A 20,074-nucleotide genomic window follows, 5' to 3' on the forward strand; every position below is an offset into this window, starting at 1 on the left:
TTGATCTCTCTCGGTTCGTATGCCGCCCCTTCTCCCCGGCCGGGCGCCCGATGCCTACCAGGAGGCCTTGCGGACCCCGGGAAGCTCACCGCGCAGGGCCAGCTCACGGAAGCGGACCCGGGACAGGCCGAAGCGGCTGAGCACGCCGCGGGGCCGGCCGTCGATCTGGTCGCGGTTGCGCCGCCGGCTGGGGCTGGAGTCCCGGGGCAGGGACGCGAGGGTACGCGCGGCGGCCGCCCGGACGTCCGGGTCGGTGTCCGGCGCGGAGATCGCGCGCTTCAGATCGGCGCGCCGCTCGGCGTAGCGCGCGGTCAGCGCGGTCCGGCGCTTCTCCCGCTCGGTGAGGCTGCGGCGGGCCATCAGCGTTCCTCCCGGAAGTCGACGTGACGACGCACCATCGGGTCGTACTTGCGCAGCACGAGGCGGTCCGGGTCGTTGCGCCGGTTCTTGCGGGTCACGTAGGTGTACCCGGTCCCCGCGGTGCTGCGCAGCTTGATCACGGGGCGAACCTCGGTACTCCTGGCCATCAGAGCTTCACTCCCCGGGCACGCAGCCGGGCGACGACCGAGTCGATGCCGTCCCGGTCGATGATCTTCAGCCCGGTGGTGCTGATGTTCAGGCGGACGGTGGTGCCGTCGGCGAGGCGGAAGCGGCGGCGCTGGACGTTGGGATTCCAGCGGCGCCGGGTGCGGCGGTGGGAGTGCGACACGGCGTTGCCGAAGCTCGGCTTGGCGCCGGTCACGTCGCAGATGGAAGACATGCCGCAACTCTATACTGAAAATCGTTGTCATTATCAATTGGGTGCGCCAGGATGGCCGGGTGAGTGCCGAACCGATCACCTCCGCCGTGTCCCCCGCCGTGGACCGCCGGCCTGCCGTCACCGTGTTGTCCGGCTTCTCCGCCGGTGCCGTCCAGGCCGCCGCCCGGGCGCTGCTCATCGCGGACGACAGCCTCATCGCGGTCCGCCACGACCTCACCGGCCTGCGGCACGGACTCATCGGCCGCACCGTCGAGACGGCCGCCATCGTGCTGGAGCACACCGCCGTCGACCTGGCGCACGGCTGCGTCTCCTGCACTCTGCGCGAGGACGCGCTGCCCACTCTGGCCCGGCTGGCCCGCGAGCGCCCGGACGGCGACCTGCTGCTGGTCCTCCCGCCGGTCGTGGAGCCGGAGGCCGTCGCGTCCGCCTGCGCGCACTGCACGATCGACGGCACACCGGTGACCGACACCGTGCGATTCGACAGCTACGTCACCGTCGTCGACGCCGACAGCTTCCTCGACGACCTGTCCAGCCCCGACAACCTGCGCGACCGCGGCATGCACGCCGCCGACGACGACCACCGGGCCGTCGCCGAGGTGGTGGCCCACCAGGTCGAGTTCAGCGACACCGTCATCATCTGGAGCCGCCCCGGCACCGACGTGCTGGAGCTGGACCGGCTGGACACACTCGTGCACCACCTCGCGCCATGGGCGGTACGGGTCCCCACCGGCACGGCCCCCAGCCTCGACTGCACCGCGCTCGCCGCGCGCGTGCGCCGCACCGGCCGCCACGACCCGCAGCGCCCCGGCGTCCTCGGGCTCGCCCTCGAGGGGAGGCCGATCGCCGTACACGACACCGACGGCGGCCACAGCGTCACGTCGATCGTCTTCGACACGCGCCGGCCGTTCCACCCGCAGCGGCTGCATGACGCCTTGGAGGAGGTGACCGAGCACGCGTTACGCGGCCGCGGCCAATTCTGGATCGCCAGTCAACCCGACACCGCCGTCGCCTTCGAATTCGCCGGCGGCGGCGTGAGCGCCGGCAGCCTCGGCTACTGGCTCGCCGCCCTGCCCACCGGCCGATGGGCCGAGGCCAGCGACGATCGCCGGATCGCAGCCGACCTCGACTGGGACCCGTACTACGGCGACCGGCGGACCGTACTCGCCCTGATCGGGCTGGACCTCGACCACGAGGCCATCACCGCGCTACTGAACAGCTGCCTGCTCACCGACGCGGAACTCGCCGACGGATTCGACGCCTGGCGTGCCCTGCCCGACCCGTTCGCCGGCTGCTTCCCTCCGGCCGACGACGACGTCATCGCCGAGGAGACGCGAGAGTAGGACGCGGCATCCACCTCGCCGGGCGTCCATCGACATCGCAGCGCCGGCTTCGCCCTCACCGGATCAAACCATGATCGGCGATGCCAGGTCGAGTGGGGCACCGCGATGCCAACCCGCTCCTCGGCCCGCCATTCGTTCCGGACCCGCAAGCCCCGCATGCCGGGGACAGGAGTTCCACGGCGCACCCCGGGCAAATCGATGTGGATGAGTGCGCTGGTGGCGCGGCCGGCAGCGGCGTGGCATCGCCAGCACGGCGGCGCGGCCGGGCTTTCGTGACGGCTATGCCCCGGGTCGTGTGATCCGTACCGGCGAGCCTCGTCGCCGGCGAGTTCGACGTGTCGTTCCCGAGGCGCCCAGGCCATGGTTTCTACGCTGGGCAGATGACTGGCACGACGCGTGATGCCACCGCCGCGGACGACCTCGACCAGCGACACGAGGCGGTGCTCCTCATGTCTCGGGTGCGGTGTAGCCGATCATCTGCCCGCCGTTGCTGCTGGTTCCCCTTTTGTCGTGGCGTTTCTGGCGACGACGATCCAGGCGAGAGCGGCCATGGACAAGGTGATGTGGGCGTGCCAGGCACGCCAGTCACGGACCTGGTACTCATCCAGGCCGGCCTGGCCTTTGGCTTGCTGGAAGCATTCCTCGACCGCCCAGCGGGATCCCGCGATGCGGGTGAGGTCCATCAGCCGGGTTGTGCAGGGCCTAGTACGGCAGCCGCCATTCGTGAGGTGACCTCGGATCCCGCGGGTACGGGGACGGCCACCGCATGATCGTCTGTGCGTTGTGGACACGACATCAGACCTTGCGGTGGCCGAGAGCCACAGCGTAGAGCCTACCCAGTGGCGACGAACCATCGACCTGGTCATCGACTCGTTCGCCGGCCGGTTCTGCCGGGTCGAGCCTCGCCGGGCAGCGGCCGGGTTCGTCACCGGACTGCTCGCCGACCTGGAGATCAAGACTTGCTGGCAGGTCGCTGAGCAGGCCGGATGCGATGCAACGGTTGCTCTACCGAGCCAGGTGGGACGCCGACGCGGTGCGTGACGACGTGCGTCAGGTCGTCGTCGACCGGCTCGGTGACCCCGACGGTGTCCTCATCGTGGACGAGACCGGCGATCTGAAGAAGGGTGTGCACTCGGTCGGTGTCCAGCGGCAGTACACCGGAACCGCTCGGCGGATCGAGAACGCGCAGGTCGGAGTGTTCCTCGCCTACGCGAGCAGGCACGGTCACGCCATGATCGGCCGCAGGATCTACCTGCCGAAGTCCTGGACCGACGACCGTGGCCGGTGCGAGCAGGCCGGAATCCCGGACACGATCGCGTTCGCCACCAGGTCCGAGCTGGCCGACGACATGATCACCGCTGCGGTGAATGCCCTGGTCCCGGCCCGGTGGGTCGCCGCGGACGAGGCGTACGGCAACAACACCCGACTCCGCGGTGAGTTGCGCAGACTGCGCCTCGGTTACGTCCTGGCGGTCTCCTGCGATCACCTCGTGCCGATCGACAGCGGGAAAATCCGCTGCCGCGCTGACCGGCTGGCCGACGGTGCGGCCCACCGTGAGCCCCACCGTAGCTGGTGCGGGTGCCGCTGGGCCGGGGTGCCTGCCGTGACGACATCCCTGCCCGGGACCGTGGATCAGCCCGGGTAGAGATCAGCCGGCAGGGCTCGGATCGGGTCGTAGGGGATCGTTTCCACGGCGAGTACAGGGCCCAACGGCGTACGAATCGCCTCGTCGATCTGCACCGTGCACCAGGCGCCGGGCCGGGGCTCGCCGTAGAGGGTTGCCCGGGTGCTGCTGGGTACCCGGTTGCAGTCGTGCGCGGTGTCCTCCGTGTCGGTGAGGGGAAGGATGAGTTCTTCGGCGGTGCGGGCCGGTCCTGGGATGAGGATGGTGAGGCAGTCGCCGTCGTCGACGAGACGGGCGTCGCGGACCGGCTGGGCCGTGGTGAACAGTGCGTGCATGCCGCGGTCCCATGCACGGGCCAGTGACAGCAGCGCCGCTCCGGCACCGGCCGCTACGGTCGCGACGACGAGCAGGAGCGTGATGTCGTACGGCTCGGTGCGAAGCTGCCGCAGCCCGGCCGCATCGACGAGGACCGGCACCGTAGCGCCGACCGGATAGTCGGTAGCGGCCAGGACCTCGGCGTTCCACAGCTGGCCATCAGGCAGCTCTACCTCGATGGTGTCCTCCGCCACCTGGGCGCGCACCACGGCGGTGACGGTCTCGGCGCTGTTCTCCCGGGCGGTGGCCGCGTGCTGCCGCCAGACGGTCCCGCCTCCGAGGACGACGCCCGCGATGAGGAGCAGGATTCCGGCCAGCCCTGCCAGCGCGTGTGGCCGGGGCAGCTGCGCCGGGCGTGGTGGTGTGCGGTGCCGGAGCGCGGCACCGGTTGCCGGTGCCGGGCGCAGCCGTGCGACGCCCGTGGTGATGGCGACCAGGGCGAGCGGCAGCGCGGCCCGCCAGCCGAGGCCGCTGTCGTCGGTGATGATGCTGAGCGGCCACAGGACGGCGCTGGCCGCCGCGGCCCAGACCGCGGCCGGCCGGTGCATGTAGGCCATCACCGCGGCAGCGCACAGGGCACCGACCGCGGTCGCCGTCACGGGTTCGGGCCCGCACGGGTCGGCGGCGGTGCACGGCTGCTCGGGCACGGTGAACACGGTGATCAGGAAGATCGACGCGGCGACCGCGGCGATCACATGATCCAGGTAGGGCCGAGGGCGTGCCGCCCGGTTCGTCCGCACGACCGCCGACGGCGACAACCGGCCCGGGCCGATCATCGGGGTTCCCCGGCGGTCGCGTCCTGGCGCTCGGCGAGGACGAAGCGTTCGATGCCGGAGACCGGCAGGTCGCGTCCGGTCGGTGCGAGATACCGGCTCGTGTACTCCTGCGCGCCGACGTGCTCGCGCACGATCCACCCGTAGGGTCGCAGGAGTGTGGTGATCTCGGCGGGGTCGAGACCGAACCGCCAGATGTGCTGCCGGTCGACGAAGTCGCGTCGGGCGGGTGCGGCGTCGTAGTCGGTGGTGCCGTCGAGGTAGTCGGCGCGCAGATAGGTGAAGATCAGGCGGCTGCCGGGTGCGGCGGTACCGAGGAAGGCCAGCGTCCCGAGAACGGCGTCCTCGGTGAGGTACTGGGTCACCGCCTCCCAGATGAACATCGCCGGCTTCGCGGGTGCGAATCCGGCCGCCCGTAGCGTGCCGGGTAGGTCGTCGGTGGCGAAGTCGATCGGCACGAGCGTGGTGCCGGCGACCAGGCCGGCCGGCAGAGACCGGGTCCGCCGGCGTTTGACGGCGATGTTCGCGGGCAGGTCGAGTTCCCAGGCGTGGGCGCCGGCCGGGGCGATGAGCCGGTACGGGCTGGTGTCGAGGCCGGCGCCGAGGATGACGTACTGCCGGATGCCGGCGTCGATCGCCGCTTTGATCTGGTCGGTGGCATACCGTTTGCGGCACAGCACGCCGGCCCACAGGCCGCGTGCGCGGGCGTCGGTGGCGGCGACCAGCTGCCGGTAGACCGGTTCCCACCGGCAGCTTCGGGCGATCCAGCGCTGAGCCGTGGGCAGCATGCGGACGGCGAGCGGATCGTCGTACAGGCGCTGACCGGGCGGCCGGGCGTGTTCGGCGGCGGCGATGACCATCGGGCCGTACGCGGTCTGTGTGGCGGGATTGCGTGGCGTCATGGATGCGCTCCTTCACGGTGCGGGGTGAGGAGGTGCGGGTCAGTCGGTTTCGGCGAAGCGTTCGACTTTGTCGATGGCGCCGACGACCAGGACGATGTCGCCGTAGGCGAGCACGGTGTCCGGGGTGGCGTAGGTGAAGCCGCGTGGTGCGCCGGGTGCGGGTGCCTGAGGTTTGACGGCGACGACGGTGACGCCCCAGCGGCTGCGCAGCTTCGATTCGCGTAGCGGGACGCCGACGACGTCGCGGGGTGGGGTGGTCTTGATGACGGCGAAGTCGGCGTCGACTTCGACGTAGTCGAGGATCCGGCCGGAGAGCAGGTGGGCGACGCGTTCGCCCATGTCGTTCTCCGGGAAGACGACGTGGTGGGCGCCGACGCGGGAGAGGATGCCGGCGTGCTGGGCGTTGACGGCCTTCGCCCAGATGTCGCGGATGCCGAGGTCGGACAGCAGCGCGGTGGTGAGGATGCTGGCCTGGATGTCGGTGCCGATCGCGACGACCGCACGGTGGAAGGCGGTGATGTCGAGCTGGTGCAGGGCCTCGGCGTCGGTGCTGTCGGCAGTGACCACGTGCGGCAGCCGTCCGGCGAGTTTCTGCACGACGGCGGGGTTGCCGTCGATGGCGAGGACTTCGGTGCCGCGACGGTCGAGTTCGACGGCGAGGGCGGTGCCGAACCGGCCGAGTCCGATGACGACGACGGGTGCGGTGGGTGTGTCAGCCAACGATGGTTCTCTCCTCGGGCAGTTCGTAGCGCTGGTCGCGGTCGCGGAGCGCCAGTGCGGAGGCCAGGGTCAGCGGGCCGATCCGCCCGGCGAACATCAGCGCCACCAGCAGTAGCTGCGCCTGCGCGGGCAGGTCCGCGGTGATGCCGGTGGACAGGCCGACGGTCGCGAACGCCGAGATCGTCTCGAACAGCACCGCGTCGAGGGTGTGGCTGGTCACGGCGAGCAGGGTGAAGGTGGCGGCGATGACCGCGCCGACGCTGAGCAGGGCGATCGCGAGGGCCTGGCGCTGGTTGGTGGCGGGGATACGGCGGCGCCCTGCGTTGACGTGAGTGCGGCCGCGGATCTCCGACCAGAGCATGAACGCCAGCACCCCGAACGTGGTGACCTTGATCCCGCCCGCGGTGCCGGCGCTGCCGCCACCGACGAACATCAGCACGTCCGTGGCGAGCAGGCTCTCCGGCCGCAGCGCGCCGATGTCGACGCTGTTGAAACCAGCGGTCCGTGCCATCGCGGACGCGAAGAACCCGGCCAGCAGTCGGTCACCCGGTGCAAGGGCGCCGATGGTACGGGTGTTCGTCCACTCCGCCGCCGTGAACACGGCCGTGCCCGCGGCGAGCAGGACGGCAGTCAGGGTGACGGTGATGCGGGTCATCACCGACCAGCGGCCCGGGCGCCGCCATCCGCGGGCGAGCTCGAAGACGACCGGGAAACCCAGACCGCCGACGATGACCGCCGCGGCCACGGTCAGGCAGACCCACGCATCACCGGCGTAGCGGACCAAGCCGTCGGCGTGCAGGGAGAACCCGGCGTTGTTGAACGCGGAAATCGCATGGAACACACCGCTGTAGAGGGCGTCCGACGGTGCGATCCGGTAGGCGGTGATCAGCCGGACGGTCAGCACCACCGCGACGATGGCTTCGGTACCGAGGCTGAACAGCACGATGCGGCGCACCAGCCCACGCACGTCGTGCAGGCTGAGACTCTTCGTCTCCGCCTGCGCCAGAAACCTCGCGCGCAGCCCGAGCCGGCGGGACAGCAGCAGGGTCAGCATCGTCGCCAGCGTCATGATCCCCAGCCCCCCGGCCTGGATCAGCAGCAGGATGACCGCCTGCCCGAACGGCGACCAGTGGGTGCCGGTGTCGACCGTGGCCAGGCCCGTCACACAGACCGCGGACGTCGCCGTGAACAACGCGTCGACCAGCGACGCAGGTTCATCCGACGCGGTCGCCCACGGCAGGCTCAGCAACCCGGTGCCGGCCGCGACCGCCGCGCCGAACCCGACCGTGATCACCTGGGCGGGATGCCGGAACCGGTCGGCTCGCCGCCGCCACGCGCGTGCTGGCCCGGCTAGGATCTCGCGTCCGCGCCGGGTCAGCATCCGGTGCGGCGTGGTGATCGCAACGGCAGCCTCGCCCGCCCCGGCACGCACCGCGGCTCAAGTCGGCCCGAGGCGGGGTCACGGTAGACCGGTGCCGGTGATATCGGCGTACACGGTGGCGGCAGAGACATGGTGACGGGGCTTCCTGTAGGCACGATGAATCGAACATCGCCGACCAGGCTTCCCGGCACACCTGCGCGCAGCGTATCAGCGGGACGCCTCCGAGACGGGCAGCATGGCATGCCGGCGGGACCGCGCTCGGGGACGCCGCGCGGTGAACCGCCCGACACGAATCCGGCCGGCCGCGCTGTCACACAGCTCAGTGACAGGCCGCCCGGACGTCAGCGCCGCGTGCGTGATGACGCCGTCGTCGGGCCGACCGCGAGGAGTCGAGTCGGATTCTCAGTCGCAATGAGGTTCCCCCTCGGGACCGGACATCTCGAAACCGGACAGCGGTCTGGGGAAGGATGTCCCGGTGCCTCGTCCCTCGAAGTATCCCGAGCAGTTCCGTAAGGACGCCGTCGATCTGGTCCGCGCCCTGGGGCCGGACGATCCGTGACGTCGGCCGTGAGCTCGGCGTCAACCACGAGACCCCGCGGAACTGGGTCGCCGCCGCGAAACGCGCCGAGCAGGGCCCCACAGCCGGCGACAGTGGCGCGGGCGGGCAGGTCAGCCCGGCCGAACGCGAGGAACTGAACCGGCTGCGCAAGAAGGTCGCCGAACTCGAACTGAGCCTTTTTCAACCTGATATTGCTGGTCAGTCCGTTTCGGTGGGGGTCGGTGATCGATGAGGGCGAGGCTCCAGGTAGGACAGCAAATCGACCAAAACCCGATGCCCCGACCGGGAGCCTCGCCATGCTGTCTTACCCGTCCACGATCTCGCTGTCCAGCCGGACCCTGCACCACCTCGCCGACCGCATCCGCGACCACCGCCAGCAGCGCAATTCCCGATGGCGCCGACTGACCCCGGGCCGCCAGGCCCTGCTCGCCCTGGCTCACCTTCGCAACGGTGACACCTACGCCCGCCTCGCCGCCGGGTCCGAGATCGGGATCGCGACCGCCTGGCGCTACGTCCAGGAAGCAATCATGCTGCTCAGCGCCGCTGCTGACGACCTGAATACCGCGATGCGGCGCATCCGACTGCTCGCGTACGCGATCCCGGACGGCACCCTGATCCCGATCGACCGCGTCGCGGACCAAAAGCCCTACTATTCCGGCAAGCACCAGCGTCACGGCGTGAACGTGCAGGTCATCGCGGACGCGGCCGGGCGCCTCGTCTGGGCGTCGGCGGCGCTGGCCGGTGCCGTCCATGACCTGACCGCCGACCGCACCCACGGCATCATCGACGCGCTGACCAGAGCAAACCTGATGACCTTCGCCGACAAGGGCTACCAGGGCGCCGGTGGCGCCGTCCGGACACCGCTCAAACGACACCGCCGCCGGCCGAAGCTGACACGCAGGCAGAAAGCCGCCCACCGAGCCCACGCCAAGATCCGCGCCCGCGGCGAACGCGCGATCGCCACCCTCAAGACCTGGAAAGTCCTGGCCAAGCTGCGCTGCTGCCCGCGCCGAGCCACCTCCATCGTGCAGGCCATCCTCGCCCTGCACCACGTCGAGGCCAACCGCCACGCAGGATGAAAAAGGCTCTTTCATCGAACCGGTCGATTCGCCAGGTGCGACGACCGATGCCTCGATCGAGTCGCCGCGGGGGTGGCTGACCTTGCGACCACGGTGAACGATGGATGCGGTGACCGCGCGGCGCGGCCGAGGAGGTACACGACATGTGGCGACGGCTGTGGCCGTGGCTGATCTTGCTCATCGCCTCAGGAACGGGCGGCGCGTTCGGTGTGCTCGCGGCCGTCTGGCTGCCGCGATCGTCGGTACTGCCGCCGCGGGTGTGGCCGGCATCTTCAGCGCGCGGGCGCAGGAGTCCATCAACCGCAGACCGATCACCGCCGGCACCGTGACGCACGTACGCGACCTGACCAACCCGATCGTCCTCGGTGTCCATCCGGCCGCGAAGGCAAGAACCGGGACAGGGGAAGCCGACCGTGTTCCCCAGTTCGTGCGCCGCGATGCGTACGCCGCGCTCCGGCGGTCGGCCCCGACTCCTGGGACTCCACCGGTGAATGGAGAGGCCGTGCCAACAATCCCTCACGCTGACAAGCGCTAGCATGGACTTGCTACCACTGTCTGGTCGACGATCGCGATCTGCCGCGCTCTTATCGGTCTTCGACACCACATCGATCAACCTAATCGATTAGGTAGCGCCACGTTGCTCCGGTCGCCCGGAGCGACTACGCGCCGTCAGCGCCACAGATCAATCGCGCGGAGCCAGTCTCTTCCGGGCTGACTGTTGGTGACGGGCGCCCCGCCTCCGGGATCGCAGCAGTCGCGACACTCTGAACGCCTCCATGGGTGACCGATCCCTTGATCGAGGGAACCGCATCACTCCGCTGGAAACGGCTCCCCGGTCTCCGCGTCCCAGCGACGCACTGTCGCAGCGCGCTCGCGCGAGGCGTGGATATCCAGGGAGAACAGCACCGGCCTGCCGTCCACAACCCCCGCCGCGATATCACGCAACTGCGGGCGGTGGCCGTGTAGTGGTGGTCCGAGCGGCTCGCCGGTCTCCGCGTCGAAGCGCAGCACCTGCCGATACGCGGCGACGGCCAGGCGGTCCCGCCCCTGCCACTGGTAGATACACAATGCCGCGGGCCGTTCCGCCACGATCGGCGAGCCCACCTCCTCGCCGGTCGCCACATCGTACCTGCGGATCTCGCTCCGGCCGTTCACGCCGGTGATCGCCGCGATCCGGGCGTGCCCGTCGGCGGTATAGAACGCTGGCTTCTCCCAAACGTGCTCCTTAACGCGAAGCCCGGTCGTGACATCCGGGATCAAGCCGAGCCGCAGCACGGCAGCGACCCGGCCAACGCCAGTACTCAGGTCCAGGCTGTGGACGGTCTTACCCAGGGTCAGCGGCGGGCCGACCGAAACCCCGGTGTGGCTGTCGAACCGGGCGATCATGCCGTCGCCGTATCCGATGACGCACTCTCCGCCGCCCGCAGCCATCGCGCGCACCCGCCGGGCGGACGGCCGCAGGCTCCGGCCAGGCCGGATAAGTCGGATCGGTCGCCACCTGTCGCCGTCCAGGCGCCACAGCCAGGCGCGGGGACTGCGCTGTTCCGCGACGAGCACACCTGGTCCTTGGTCGTCGATGAATGCTTCGGACCAGCGGACCGGGAGCCGCACCTCACCGCTCGGCGGCGACACCCGGACCCTTTGGTGGTGTGCCGGGTTCGGGAAGGTCAGCGCCGCCACTACCGTGCCGTCAGCCGCCGAGTGGAAGACCACCTGGGTCTCCTCATTCACAGCCAAAAGGTCGCCGTGCGCGGTCAGCTGCGACGATACGGTACGCAGGAACGGCAGGGCGACGCCACGCCACCGGGGCTCATCCGCGCCGCCCGGCAGGATCCCCGCGTCGATACCCGCCAGCAGGCGCACGATCACCGGCGCGAGTTCCGACGGGTGCCTGGCCGCCTCGGCGAGCGCCGGACGTGCCTCGATCAGCGCCGCACGAAGCCCGTCCACCCGCGCGTCCATCTCCGCGCCGGATCTCCCTGCGCGCTGCACCTCGCTGTGCGCGATCCGGTCGATCAGCTCGATCACGTCCTCGCGGACGATGGCGCCCGGCTGCGCGACGATCCGGGCAAGGAAGACGAGCGCGGGCACGGCCGCGTCCCGGTAACCGAATCCCTCGTCCACGGTCCCACACGGATAGCTGTAATCCTCGTCGTCGAGCAGGTCCGTGACCGTGTCCGCGTTTCCGCCTTTCGCGGCCAGACGGGTCAACGCATCAAGGAACGGCGCGGTGTCGTTGCCAAGCAATTCCATCCATGGCACCTCGTCAATCCCCGCCAGCGGGCGATCCCAATATGATTCCATCGGCGTGGCCCTTTCCGGCACGAAACTGGGTGGCGGGGCTCGGAAGCCCCGCCACCCAGTACTACTCAACGGTATTATCAGAACAGGTCCGCGATGAAGCCACCGGCCTTGCGTCCGGCCCAGTTGCCGACCGCGCCGAGCGCGACCGCACCGACCGCGCCGAACGCGGCGGCGCCAGCAATACCGCCGACCGCTTCTGCCGCCACGTGCACACGTTTCGCCGGCGGCGCAGTGGCCACGTCGTATACGTCGAGTGCGGCGCCGGCTACGGTACCTGCCGGTCCAGCAGCGCGGAATGCGCGGCCTGCCAGAGCCTTGTTGCGGCCCAGGCCCTCCATGACACCATTCGCCTTGGAGAGCACCGCACCAGCTTTGTTTCCCTCCAGGACTCGCTCCAGGGCCGACGTGCCGGCTCGGGTATAAAGCGAGGTCCGTGTGTAGTCGTTGCTTCCGTCCTTAGTGCGTGTTTGAGATAGGTTGGTTAGCTCCAGTCGAAGGTGCGGCGGGCTTGCCGCTGCGCGGGTTTGCCGCGGGCTATGAGAGGGCGGTTCGTGAGGTTATGCCTGTTTCCCGGTAAGGGTGAAGAGGCCGGGTTGTGCTTCGGTCAGGATTTGTCGGTTGACCAGGCGTTTCAGCTTGGCTCGGATGCCTTCGACGTGGTTGGGCTCGGTGCCGATACTCAGCGCGAGGCAGACGTCTTTCGCGCACAGGGTGCTGCGGCCGGGGGTGAACACGGCAAGGATCTGCTGGTAGGGCTCGCTGATGACGGCCGGCTCTGCTGTGGTCACCTCGTCTTCGAGTGACGGACTCCGGCGGTCCCGGCGGCGTCGAGCAGCGCGGCGATCAACCGTGAGCCGACGCCGCGACCGGTGCAGGCCGAGTCCAGGTAGATGATGTCCTCGGCCGTGTGCCGGTACACGGACCGGCACAGGCGTACCCGGCGATCCGGACGCCGTCGTCCGCGACAGGAACGGCAGGCCACGGGCGGCCAGGTCGGCGCGGCGGGCCTGCCGGCCGGACGGGGACGGCACAGTCTCTTCGGACGTGGCCACGCTGTCCGTCACGTGCCCGGCGAAGATGGCCGCGACCGCCGGCAGATCACGTGCGGTCGCGGCCCCGATGATCGGAGTCATCCGGTCACCGTAGAAGGGTCAGGCAGCCGCGCCGCGCAGTGCCCGGACGGACCGTTCCAGCGACGCCGTCGGCGCCTCGCCGCCGCCGGCCCGCGCGGTCCGGCACCGCCGCAGCTCCCGCTCCGCCTCGTTCAGGCGCTCCGCTCGGGCGGCACGGCCGGCCGCGGCCTCGTCGCGCAGCAGAGCGCACATAACCCGATAGTCCGGACGACTGCGCCCGTCCTCGCCGACCGGCGACCACCTAATGTGTCTGTCACCATCGGGCCGGGCTCGACGAGGACCGCTCCCCGCGGCCCATTCGGCCCGTGCAAAGGAGTCGATGTGACCGCAGTTCTCGTGCACGGAATCCCGGAGACATCCGTCGTCTGGAACGGACTCCGCGCGCATCTCGGCGACGCCGTCGCCCTCCGCCTCCCCGGGTTCGGCACGCCTCGGCCCGCCGGTTTCGGCGCGACGAAGGAGGACTACACGGTCTGGCTGGCCGAACAGCTTCGCGACATCGAGGGCCCGATCGACCTGGTGGGGCACGATTGGGGTTCCGGCCTGGTGCTGCGGGCGGCTATCGCGTATGACATCCCGGTCCGCAGCTGGATGATCGACAGCGCCTCCACGGCCCACCCGGACTACGTCTGGCACGGCATGGCACAGGTGTGGCGGGCACCCGGCCGTGGCGAGGAATGGATGGCCGAGTTCGTCGCGGGCGCGCCCAGCGAGACCGCGGCCCCGGGCGAGCCCGCCTGGCTCAAGCACTGGCTCCTGGCGTCCTGCTCGAACCCGGCCGATGCCGCCGAGCTGGAGGCGGCCATCGACACCACCATGACCGACTGCATCCTTGCTCTCTACCGCTCGGCCACACCCAATCTGTACGCCGACTGGGGCCCCGAACTGTCCCGGCCGGCTCCGATCCCGGGCGCCATCCTGCGCGCCACCGGGGACACCACCGATGACCCGGCCGCCTCTGCCGAGGTCGCAGCCCGGCTCGGCGTGCCCGTCCTGCCGCTGGAAGGTCTCGACCACTGGTGGATGATGCAGGACCCCGCGGCTGCCGCGGCCGTGCTCCGCTCCTTCTGGGCGTCCCTCGACCAGCGCGAGTCCCACCAGCTACCGCAGGATCTGGGTTGACCGGGATGCGGTGGCCCTGGCGGTGAGACACCGGGCCACCGCATCGGGCGATCAGGATCCGGTGGCGGGTAGCGGCGAGGTCGGCCAGTTCGACCTCGACCGCGGCGATTTCGTCGGCGAGCTTGGCCTGTTGCTCGCGCAACTGGTCGCGGGCGGCGGATGCGGCGGCCTCGCGGGCGGCGATCAGGTCGAGAACGGTCGTGGTGTTCACGCGCGGGTCACCGCCAGGACGGTGTGCTGGTGCCGGTCAGCCGGCGCACCAGGTTGGCCGCCGAAGCCCACAGGGTGCGCGACACCGATGACTCGGGGCGGCTGTCGTACTCGCGGACCAGTCGGCGGTGCAGCATCAACGTGCCGTTGACCTGCTCGACCACCCACCGTTTCGCGACAGGCACGAACCCCGGCCCGGTGTCGGATCGCTTGACCACCTCGACGTCCACTCCGAGCACAGCGCCGTGGATGCCCAGGTCGTGCTTGAACCCGGCGTCCACCCACGCCCGGGTAACGGTCGGGGTGTGCGCGATGACCTTGTCCAGCAACCGGATGCCGATCGCGGTGTCGGTCACCGCGGTGGCCGCCGGGACATCGGCGCGGCTCGAAGATCACGACATCAAGCAATGACGAACTACGGAAACCCACAAAACGCCCTCTGAGGGTCTCGACGGCACGAGCTAGACGCGCAGGATCCGGAACAACTGCCCCAAGTCCATTGGCAGGGGCGGAGGGCATGTCTTGGCGACTCACATGGCCTCAAGGGCCGTTGCCTGACTGTTATGGCAGCACGGTCCGGTGCGGTGTAATGGGCCTGCGGTACCGCGGGTGCGGGCGCGACATCTCCTCGACGAGACCGTGGCGGCGAAGTAGCGTCATGCTTCACCGGTTCTCCTCGTGCACGATGGCGAAGACGCGCGCGTCACGCGGCGGCACCCGTCGTGCGACGTCGGTGAGCACGGCGGACATGAGCACGTCGCTGGCCCGTTCACCGGTGGTGAAGCTCCGGCCCTGCCACGCGGTGGCGATCGCGACGACTTCGATCTTGGCCGCCGCGAAACCCGTTCCGCTGTCGCCCTGGAGGATGACCTTCTCGTGCGCGGCCACGCCGAACAAGTCACCGTCTGCGGTGAAGCCGAGCAGCAGGCGCGGATCATCATCAACGGCGCCGGGCGCCGACGCCTAGTCGAACAGCTGTTTCTGAATGAAGTTCTCGACCTCCGCCTGCCACGGATGGGCGCGATCGGCGCAGCGGAAGCCTGCCAGAAGGGGGCCGTCGCTGTCGCGGCCGGGGCGGATGCGCCACTCCGGCAGCGTCATGACTCGATGGTCACCGGGACGAGCACACGCAGCGGCTCCGGATCCCCCGTGAGCAGCCGCTCATCGCCCGCGGTGATGGCAAGCGCACGTGTGTCGCCGCGGCCGAACGGGGTGAACGGTGCGGGCTCGCCTTCGTCCCCGACGTCCAGTGCCGGGATGACGTCGATGACGGCGCTGGCTTCGCTGAGCTTGTCCGTGACAAGTGCCAGCAGCGATCCGACGTGCGCCCGGTTGGCAGCACCGGCAGCCATCCAGCGCGGGAGCAGCGTTTCCGGGCCATTCATCGGCACGATGATGACGTAGCCATGATGCACCTCTTTGACCCGGCCGGTGAGGAAGACAACCGGTTCGGTGCCGGCGAGCTCACGTGCACGGATCTGCTCCGTCAGACGCGCGACGACCTTCAGCGCATCGAGGAGCTGCACGGGCGGGTCTTCGGGGATCACTCCGTCGATCACTGCTTGCGCGACCGCAGTCGGCAGGTCTGCGAGGATCGTGCCCAGATGTCCGAATTCCGGGCGGGACTCCAGTTCTGTGGCTGCGGCTGCGACACGGACGGCGGCGGTCTCGTTGCCGTGACGGGCCAACCGCGCGGCTTCCGTGTTCAGCGAGCTGAACACGGTGAACTGGCCGGCGAGGCGGGAGCCCTGCCGGGACGTGATCTGCACACCGCTGGTCGCCCAGGAATGCTTCCGCAACGTCCGGTACCGGGACTCGGACTTCGACCGCTCCCCCGGCTTGAACGCGTGCACGATCTGACTCCGTCGAGCTACAGGCCAGGCGGCGATCGTCATACATTCATCCTAGCCAGCCCGAGACAGCATTTCAACGCCTCGACGCTGATGCCGCAGGCCGTAGCGGCCTCCGCGTGGTAGAGCACGACACGAGGTCAAGACATGCGAGGCGACGCCGGCCAGCGGCACGAGGGCGCCTGGACCGCGAGATCTGCAGCACCAAGCCGAGCACGGGCGGCCGGTGCCGGCCACGGCGAGCCTCTTGATCGTGGTGCGGGAGTCCCTGCCGCGACCCCTTCGCCAGGAACTTCTTGTAAGCGCCCCGGGGGGGCGTCGCTGGGGGTACGAATACATGATCACGCTCAAAAGACGTCCGGATCCGGTGCTCAGCTTCGGCGACTTCCAGGTCCCGATGGGCAGTCCGAGCAGGTCGCGGACGCGGACGCGTCCGGCTACCGTGCCGCCGTGCTGCTGGAGACGCGGCGGTGATGCGCCCATAGACTGCGGCATCCCTGACTGGGCCTTCAGCCTGTTCTGTGGCGCCCCGGCAGCCCGATCGGCGTTTACGTCGGCCGTTTTGGTTTTCTTGTACGCGCCCACGACCGTGCCGGCCCAGGCTTTCGTAGCCGAGGGCGGGCAGGATCTCGGTTTCGGTGCGAGCGGCGGTGGTGTCGTGTTCCCGGCCGGGGCGCACGTCGGAGGTCCAGATGGGCCAGCCGTCCGGCACGCCGATGACCTGGATGTTCCCGCCGCGGGTGTGGTGCTTTCCCGACCACCATAGATCGACGCCTTCAGTCGTCCTGGGGTGCTGCAGCGGTCGGTGGCGATCAGGGTGCCGTCGATGGTGACGTAGTCGTGGCCGGCGGCTTTCGCCGCGAGCAGTGCACCGTGCAGGCTCGGAGAGCGGGCGGCGAGCACGTCGATGCCCTCGTGGAGGTAGTCGTAGCCGGTCGTGTTGCTGATCGCGTCGTCCCGGGCCAGCTGACTCATCGTGGTGCTGTCGCAAAACCAGCCCAACACCAGGATCGCCTGCCCACGGCAGGTCAAAGCCCTGACCCCGGCCCGGGTGCCCCGCCGCGCACGTTTGGCGTCCATCAGGTCGGCCAGGAACGTCACGGTCTCCTCGCGCAGCGGCAGGACCGCGTGTATGACACTCTACTCCGTGTCCAAGTCCGCGAATCGCAGTGCCAGTGCACCACCGCGGCGGCACGCTGTCTCCGTGTGCAGCCGTAGCAGCAGGCTATCGAGAACGGGATCGTTGCCGGTCGTCGAGGCAACCTCGTAGATCTCTTCCAGACGTGAATCCGGCAGCGCCCGCCGCAGGCTCGGCAGGCGCCGAGGCTTCGGGACCTGCAACGCTGGGTTATCCGCGGCGGATATGTGCCCGTCGCGGATAGCGTGCTTGTAGAGGCATCGCAGCGCGCCGATCAGGTGCTCAGCGGCGCTCTGCCCGCCCCTGGAATTGCGTCGCAGCACGAGGTGCTTCTTGATGTACTCCACCAGCGTAGAGATTTCCGAGGGTGTAGGTTCGTCGATTCGGCGCGATCCCCACTGCTCGACGATCCGGTTCCAGTATGAGCCGTACACTCTCCGAGACCCGACCGAGACCGCCGCCGACACGACCGGCACGTACTCAGCGAACGTCGGCACCGGCGCGTGCTCCACAGACTGTCCCGCAAGATCTTCCAGTGACACGCCCATGCTCTTCAGCAACAGTCGGGCCGCCGCCAACTCCGCCTCACCCGGATGTGACACGCTCACGAGCCATCACCGCCCAGCGCAGCACGATGGGCCGCAATGACCATCGCGTCCATCCCGGCCGGCGGGTGCACGAACAAGCAGCCGGCCTCCGAATCCGCGACAAAGCAGGACCCCGGTCACCGGTAAGGAGCCGGCACCATTGCCGCGCGGCATACGGCAGCAGAAGCATCATCGCGGACACCGACGCCCGGCCCGTACGCCTCAACGAAATGGGCGGCGGAGGGAACTGGCTGGGCTACCACCTCGCCACGCTCCTGAGCCTGCACGAATGGTTCGCCGAACACGACCTACCCGTCCCCCGACTCCTCATCCTCGACCAGCCCTCACCGGTCTACTTCCCGTCCGACTACGAGAACGCCGGCCCGGAACCTGAACGTGAAGCTGACCGCACCTCGCTGAGACGAGCTTTTGAAGTGATCACCGAGGTCATCACGAACCTGGCTCCCGGACTGCAAGTAATCGTGATGGAACACGCCGACCTGCAGGCCCCTGTCTTCAGTACGGCCGTTGTCGAGCGGTGGCGCCGCGGCCAGGGTGCCCTGGTCCCGCGCGAGTGGATTGACGGCGGCACTGCCGCTGTCGATCCGACGCCTGATGACGGCGACGCATTCAGCGACGGCAGGCTGTTCTGACATGGCCTCACCTACGTCTTCGACAGCCGACCGGCCTGGCCGTCGCAATTGAGCGCTGACTGGTGGGAAGCGCACACGCCAGCCTTCCGTCCGCTGCTGGCTCAGGGCACCTAACTGCGCGATGGGCTCGGCCTCGCCAGCGCGCTGACCGGCGTGGATGCAGGCGCACGCATATCGATTCAGTAAGTGGCTTTCTTGGTCGACGGCAGCACGGCTGCATGACCCGGATCGCCATCGGTACGCCGCCTCGGCGACATCGGTGACGATCCGAGCCCTGCGGCAACGTTCGCCGTGAGTGACCGGGCTAGACGGGAAAGCCAGGTCCAGGCAGCTCCTCTGCTCGCGAATAGGTCGGTGGCGGGATGCCCGAAAGGCCGATCTCGGCATCGTTTACGCGACGTTTACACTAGGCTGGTGGAGGAGAGCTACGAGTTCAGCGATGACAGCTACACCGCACTGGGTGCCGCCGGGGTGGCCTGGCAGGACGCGGTGTTCGTGCTTCGTCAGAGCAGGCCCGTGGTTCGCCGGCACATCGGGGCGGTTCTCCAGGTCGCGGGCGCGGACCGGCAAGGGCGCTGGCTCGCCGTGGCGCTGATCGAGATCACCCCGGAGCACGACGACCAGTACACGGTCGTCGGAGGACGGTACCTCGACGACCTCGAGGTCGCATCGATCATGCGGATGCTGAAGGGGTAGTGATGAGCGCTAACAGTGACATCCAAGCGGCACTCGACAACCACGACTGGAGCGACGCTGAGGTCGCCTCCGAGCGGCCCCGCGCCAAGATCGTGCACTCCGTCCGGCTGCCTGCGGAATGGTCCGAGGCGCTCGAAGCCGAAGCCGACCGGCGTGGAACGACACCGTCCCGGCTCATGCAGGACTTCATCCTCACCGGCCTGCAGCAAAGCTCCGCCGCACCCGAAGGAACCGTCGTCACCACTAGGGCAGCCCTGCACCGGGCTCTCGACGCCGCCTTGTCCAACGCCGCCTGACGCGACACTCGGCGAGTGGCCGCGTGAACGCCCGCAGCACCTCAGGCATGAGACATCAGCGATCCGTAGCCGCTGGCGTTGCAGCAGCCGAGCGAGGTTTTCTTGTTCGGCTGCCGCTCCGTCCTTCGTGCGCTATACGCGGCGCCTCAGCAGCCGTTACGCGTTCTCGTCAGGCTTAGGCCGACGAGGGCGGCGGGGTCGGCTGGCAAGCCAGGAGCCGATCGCGGCGACGGCGGCGATGACGCTCGCGATGTCTGCTGCGGCGTTGAGGATGTGTCCCATAGCTGGTGCTCCAGGAGGTCCACGCGGATCGTTCCCTGGGTACCACCAGTGAGCTGGCGAGGATATGGCGCCGCAGGCGCCAGAGATACCTCCGCGAAACTCACCGGCCGTACGCATAGGCACGATCGGCTGTTCGACGGAGGTCTCCCTCGCCGCCTATACGGCGGTGGCCATCCGGGAGCCGCGTCGGCGGCCCGTACTGACCGGAGTAGCGCTTGGTGAGGTACTCCCCTCCTGGCTACCTGTCACCGTAACGCCAGCGCATGACGGCTGAAAAGAGGGTCTGCTGC

The 20,074-nt window shown here is 69.4% G+C and carries 23 protein-coding genes and 3 pseudogenes; 8 read left to right on the forward strand and 18 right to left on the reverse strand.

The features are described 5' to 3' along the window. Positions 1-54: 54 nt before the first annotated feature. Genes rpsN through rpmB form a run of 3 tightly spaced genes read right to left on the reverse strand, consistent with a single transcriptional unit; the run spans position 55 to position 760 of the window. A complete protein-coding gene (rpsN, locus tag J2S42_RS09100; RefSeq protein ID WP_307237478.1) occupies positions 55-360 on the reverse strand; it encodes a 30S ribosomal protein S14 in 306 nt (101 codons plus the stop codon). Further along, positions 360-527: a 50S ribosomal protein L33 gene (rpmG, locus tag J2S42_RS09105; RefSeq protein WP_307237481.1), complete on the reverse strand. Its 168-nt coding sequence runs from the start codon at positions 525-527 to the stop codon at positions 360-362. The genes rpsN and rpmG overlap by 1 nt, the downstream gene beginning before the upstream one ends. Beyond that, entirely contained in the window at positions 527-760 is a 234-nt protein-coding gene (rpmB, locus tag J2S42_RS09110; RefSeq protein WP_307237484.1) for a 50S ribosomal protein L28, read from the reverse strand. The genes rpmG and rpmB overlap by 1 nt, the downstream gene beginning before the upstream one ends. 59 nt (positions 761-819) lie before the next feature. Between rpmB and J2S42_RS09115 the strand changes: the two genes are divergently transcribed. Then, on the forward strand, positions 820-2,100 hold the full coding sequence (locus tag J2S42_RS09115; RefSeq protein WP_307237486.1) for a CobW family GTP-binding protein: 1,281 nt from the start codon (positions 820-822) through the stop codon (positions 2,098-2,100). Positions 2,101-2,573: 473 nt separating this feature from the next. Here the strand turns inward: J2S42_RS09115 and J2S42_RS09120 are convergent. After that, a pseudogene (locus J2S42_RS09120) lies at positions 2,574-2,801 on the reverse strand (IS701 family transposase); the annotation flags it as partial. A 290-nt stretch (positions 2,802-3,091) separates the two neighbouring features. Between J2S42_RS09120 and J2S42_RS09125 the strand changes: the two are divergent. Further along, positions 3,092-3,745 carry an IS701 family transposase gene (locus J2S42_RS09125; RefSeq protein WP_442320085.1) on the forward strand — a complete coding sequence of 218 codons (654 nt, stop codon included), beginning with the start codon at positions 3,092-3,094 and terminating at the stop codon, positions 3,743-3,745. Here J2S42_RS09125 and J2S42_RS09130 read toward each other — a convergent pair. From J2S42_RS09130 to J2S42_RS09145, 4 genes are read right to left on the reverse strand one after another with little or no spacing between them, the layout of a single operon-like run. Next, positions 3,733-4,875 (reverse strand): hypothetical protein, encoded by a 1,143-nt coding sequence (locus J2S42_RS09130; RefSeq protein WP_307237489.1) that lies wholly within the window; start codon positions 4,873-4,875, stop codon positions 3,733-3,735. The genes J2S42_RS09125 and J2S42_RS09130 overlap by 13 nt on opposite strands. Further along, the gene (locus tag J2S42_RS09135; protein ID WP_307237492.1) at positions 4,872-5,774 is read right to left on the reverse strand and encodes a class I SAM-dependent methyltransferase; all 903 of its coding nucleotides are present in this window, start codon (positions 5,772-5,774) and stop codon (positions 4,872-4,874) included. The genes J2S42_RS09130 and J2S42_RS09135 overlap by 4 nt, the downstream gene beginning before the upstream one ends. A 39-nt stretch (positions 5,775-5,813) precedes the next feature. Beyond that, on the reverse strand, positions 5,814-6,494 hold the full coding sequence (locus tag J2S42_RS09140; protein ID WP_307237495.1) for a potassium channel family protein: 681 nt from the start codon (positions 6,492-6,494) through the stop codon (positions 5,814-5,816). After that, positions 6,487-7,851, reverse strand: coding sequence for a TrkH family potassium uptake protein (locus tag J2S42_RS09145; protein WP_307248668.1), 1,365 nt, complete (start codon positions 7,849-7,851; stop codon positions 6,487-6,489). The genes J2S42_RS09140 and J2S42_RS09145 overlap by 8 nt, the downstream gene beginning before the upstream one ends. A gap of 491 nt (positions 7,852-8,342) precedes the next feature. Here J2S42_RS09145 and J2S42_RS09150 point away from each other — a divergent pair, with 491 nt between their 5' ends. After that, positions 8,343-8,666 carry a transposase gene (locus J2S42_RS09150; protein WP_307237499.1) on the forward strand — a complete coding sequence of 108 codons (324 nt, stop codon included), beginning with the start codon at positions 8,343-8,345 and terminating at the stop codon, positions 8,664-8,666. A gap of 64 nt (positions 8,667-8,730) precedes the next feature. Further along, the gene (locus tag J2S42_RS09155; RefSeq protein ID WP_307237502.1) at positions 8,731-9,513 is read left to right on the forward strand and encodes a transposase family protein; all 783 of its coding nucleotides are present in this window, start codon (positions 8,731-8,733) and stop codon (positions 9,511-9,513) included. Between the two features lie 810 nt (positions 9,514-10,323). On the opposite strand, the gene J2S42_RS09160 is transcribed toward J2S42_RS09155, so the two are convergent. The 4 genes from J2S42_RS09160 to J2S42_RS09175 form a co-directional block, all read right to left on the reverse strand. After that, entirely contained in the window at positions 10,324-11,766 is a 1,443-nt protein-coding gene (locus tag J2S42_RS09160; RefSeq protein WP_307237506.1) for a hypothetical protein, read from the reverse strand. 128 nt (positions 11,767-11,894) lie between these two features. Further along, positions 11,895-12,179 (reverse strand): hypothetical protein, encoded by a 285-nt coding sequence (locus J2S42_RS09165; RefSeq protein ID WP_307237508.1) that lies wholly within the window; start codon positions 12,177-12,179, stop codon positions 11,895-11,897. A gap of 195 nt (positions 12,180-12,374) precedes the next feature. Continuing rightward, on the reverse strand, positions 12,375-12,950 hold the full coding sequence (locus J2S42_RS42105; RefSeq protein WP_307237511.1) for a GNAT family N-acetyltransferase: 576 nt from the start codon (positions 12,948-12,950) through the stop codon (positions 12,375-12,377). Between the two features lie 18 nt (positions 12,951-12,968). After that, positions 12,969-13,142 (reverse strand): hypothetical protein, encoded by a 174-nt coding sequence (locus J2S42_RS09175; RefSeq protein WP_307237514.1) that lies wholly within the window; start codon positions 13,140-13,142, stop codon positions 12,969-12,971. A gap of 129 nt (positions 13,143-13,271) precedes the next feature. Here J2S42_RS09175 and J2S42_RS09180 point away from each other — a divergent pair, with 129 nt between their 5' ends. Beyond that, positions 13,272-14,072: an alpha/beta fold hydrolase gene (locus J2S42_RS09180; RefSeq protein WP_307237516.1), complete on the forward strand. Its 801-nt coding sequence runs from the start codon at positions 13,272-13,274 to the stop codon at positions 14,070-14,072. A gap of 218 nt (positions 14,073-14,290) precedes the next feature. Here J2S42_RS09180 and J2S42_RS09185 read toward each other — a convergent pair. The 6 genes and pseudogenes from J2S42_RS09185 to J2S42_RS09210 all read right to left on the reverse strand — a co-directional run. Continuing rightward, positions 14,291-14,647: pseudogene (locus J2S42_RS09185) on the reverse strand (IS5 family transposase); the annotation flags it as partial. Positions 14,648-14,945: 298 nt separating this feature from the next. Beyond that, the gene (locus tag J2S42_RS09190) at positions 14,946-15,170 is read right to left on the reverse strand and encodes a hypothetical protein (protein ID WP_307237519.1); all 225 of its coding nucleotides are present in this window, start codon (positions 15,168-15,170) and stop codon (positions 14,946-14,948) included. Between the two features lie 75 nt (positions 15,171-15,245). Further along, on the reverse strand, positions 15,246-15,383 hold the full coding sequence (locus J2S42_RS09195) for a hypothetical protein (RefSeq protein ID WP_307237523.1): 138 nt from the start codon (positions 15,381-15,383) through the stop codon (positions 15,246-15,248). Next, positions 15,380-16,177, reverse strand: coding sequence for a hypothetical protein (locus J2S42_RS09200; RefSeq protein ID WP_307237526.1), 798 nt, complete (start codon positions 16,175-16,177; stop codon positions 15,380-15,382). Before J2S42_RS09200 ends, J2S42_RS09195 begins: the two co-directional genes overlap by 4 nt. A gap of 568 nt (positions 16,178-16,745) precedes the next feature. Beyond that, positions 16,746-17,266: pseudogene (locus tag J2S42_RS09205) on the reverse strand (transposase family protein); the annotation flags it as partial. A gap of 6 nt (positions 17,267-17,272) precedes the next feature. Beyond that, on the reverse strand, positions 17,273-17,878 hold the full coding sequence (locus J2S42_RS09210) for a site-specific integrase (protein ID WP_307237529.1): 606 nt from the start codon (positions 17,876-17,878) through the stop codon (positions 17,273-17,275). Positions 17,879-17,904: 26 nt separating this feature from the next. On the opposite strand from J2S42_RS09210, the gene J2S42_RS09215 reads away from it, so the two are divergent. The 3 genes from J2S42_RS09215 to J2S42_RS09225 all read left to right on the forward strand — a co-directional run bounded on the left by J2S42_RS09215 (position 17,905) and on the right by J2S42_RS09225 (position 19,502). Further along, positions 17,905-18,510, forward strand: coding sequence for a DUF3732 domain-containing protein (locus tag J2S42_RS09215; protein ID WP_307237531.1), 606 nt, complete (start codon positions 17,905-17,907; stop codon positions 18,508-18,510). Between the two features lie 414 nt (positions 18,511-18,924). Beyond that, positions 18,925-19,206: a hypothetical protein gene (locus J2S42_RS09220; protein ID WP_307237534.1), complete on the forward strand. Its 282-nt coding sequence runs from the start codon at positions 18,925-18,927 to the stop codon at positions 19,204-19,206. Positions 19,207-19,208: 2 nt separating this feature from the next. Beyond that, a complete protein-coding gene (locus tag J2S42_RS09225) occupies positions 19,209-19,502 on the forward strand; it encodes a hypothetical protein (protein ID WP_307237536.1) in 294 nt (97 codons plus the stop codon). The last annotated feature ends 572 nt before the right edge of the window (positions 19,503-20,074 follow it).

The sequence above is a fragment of the Catenuloplanes indicus genome (genome assembly GCF_030813715.1).
Taxonomy (GTDB): Bacteria; Actinomycetota; Actinomycetes; order Mycobacteriales; family Micromonosporaceae; genus Catenuloplanes; species Catenuloplanes indicus.

Bases quoted from the DNA above. Each gene is read 5' to 3' on its own strand.
- rpsN (WP_307237478.1), bottom strand. From the start codon at position 360: ATGGCCCGCCGCAGCCTCACCGAGCGGGAGAAGCGCCGGACCGCGCTG.
- rpmG (WP_307237481.1), bottom strand. From the start codon at position 527: ATGGCCAGGAGTACCGAGGTTCGCCCCGTGATCAAGCTGCGCAGCACC.
- rpmB (WP_307237484.1), bottom strand. From the start codon at position 760: ATGTCTTCCATCTGCGACGTGACCGGCGCCAAGCCGAGCTTCGGCAAC.
- J2S42_RS09125 (WP_442320085.1), top strand. From the start codon at position 3,092: ATGCAACGGTTGCTCTACCGAGCCAGGTGGGACGCCGACGCGGTGCGT.
- J2S42_RS09130 (WP_307237489.1), bottom strand. From the start codon at position 4,875: ATGATCGGCCCGGGCCGGTTGTCGCCGTCGGCGGTCGTGCGGACGAAC.
- J2S42_RS09135 (WP_307237492.1), bottom strand. From the start codon at position 5,774: ATGACGCCACGCAATCCCGCCACACAGACCGCGTACGGCCCGATGGTC.
- J2S42_RS09150 (WP_307237499.1), top strand. From the start codon at position 8,343: ATGTCCCGGTGCCTCGTCCCTCGAAGTATCCCGAGCAGTTCCGTAAGG.
- J2S42_RS09155 (WP_307237502.1), top strand. From the start codon at position 8,731: ATGCTGTCTTACCCGTCCACGATCTCGCTGTCCAGCCGGACCCTGCAC.
- J2S42_RS09160 (WP_307237506.1), bottom strand. From the start codon at position 11,766: ATGGAATTGCTTGGCAACGACACCGCGCCGTTCCTTGATGCGTTGACC.
- J2S42_RS42105 (WP_307237511.1), bottom strand. From the start codon at position 12,950: ATGACTCCGATCATCGGGGCCGCGACCGCACGTGATCTGCCGGCGGTC.
- J2S42_RS09175 (WP_307237514.1), bottom strand. From the start codon at position 13,142: ATGTGCGCTCTGCTGCGCGACGAGGCCGCGGCCGGCCGTGCCGCCCGA.
- J2S42_RS09195 (WP_307237523.1), bottom strand. From the start codon at position 15,383: ATGACGCTGCCGGAGTGGCGCATCCGCCCCGGCCGCGACAGCGACGGC.
- J2S42_RS09200 (WP_307237526.1), bottom strand. From the start codon at position 16,177: ATGACGATCGCCGCCTGGCCTGTAGCTCGACGGAGTCAGATCGTGCAC.
- J2S42_RS09215 (WP_307237531.1), top strand. From the start codon at position 17,905: ATGGGCCGCAATGACCATCGCGTCCATCCCGGCCGGCGGGTGCACGAA.
- J2S42_RS09225 (WP_307237536.1), top strand. From the start codon at position 19,209: ATGAGCGCTAACAGTGACATCCAAGCGGCACTCGACAACCACGACTGG.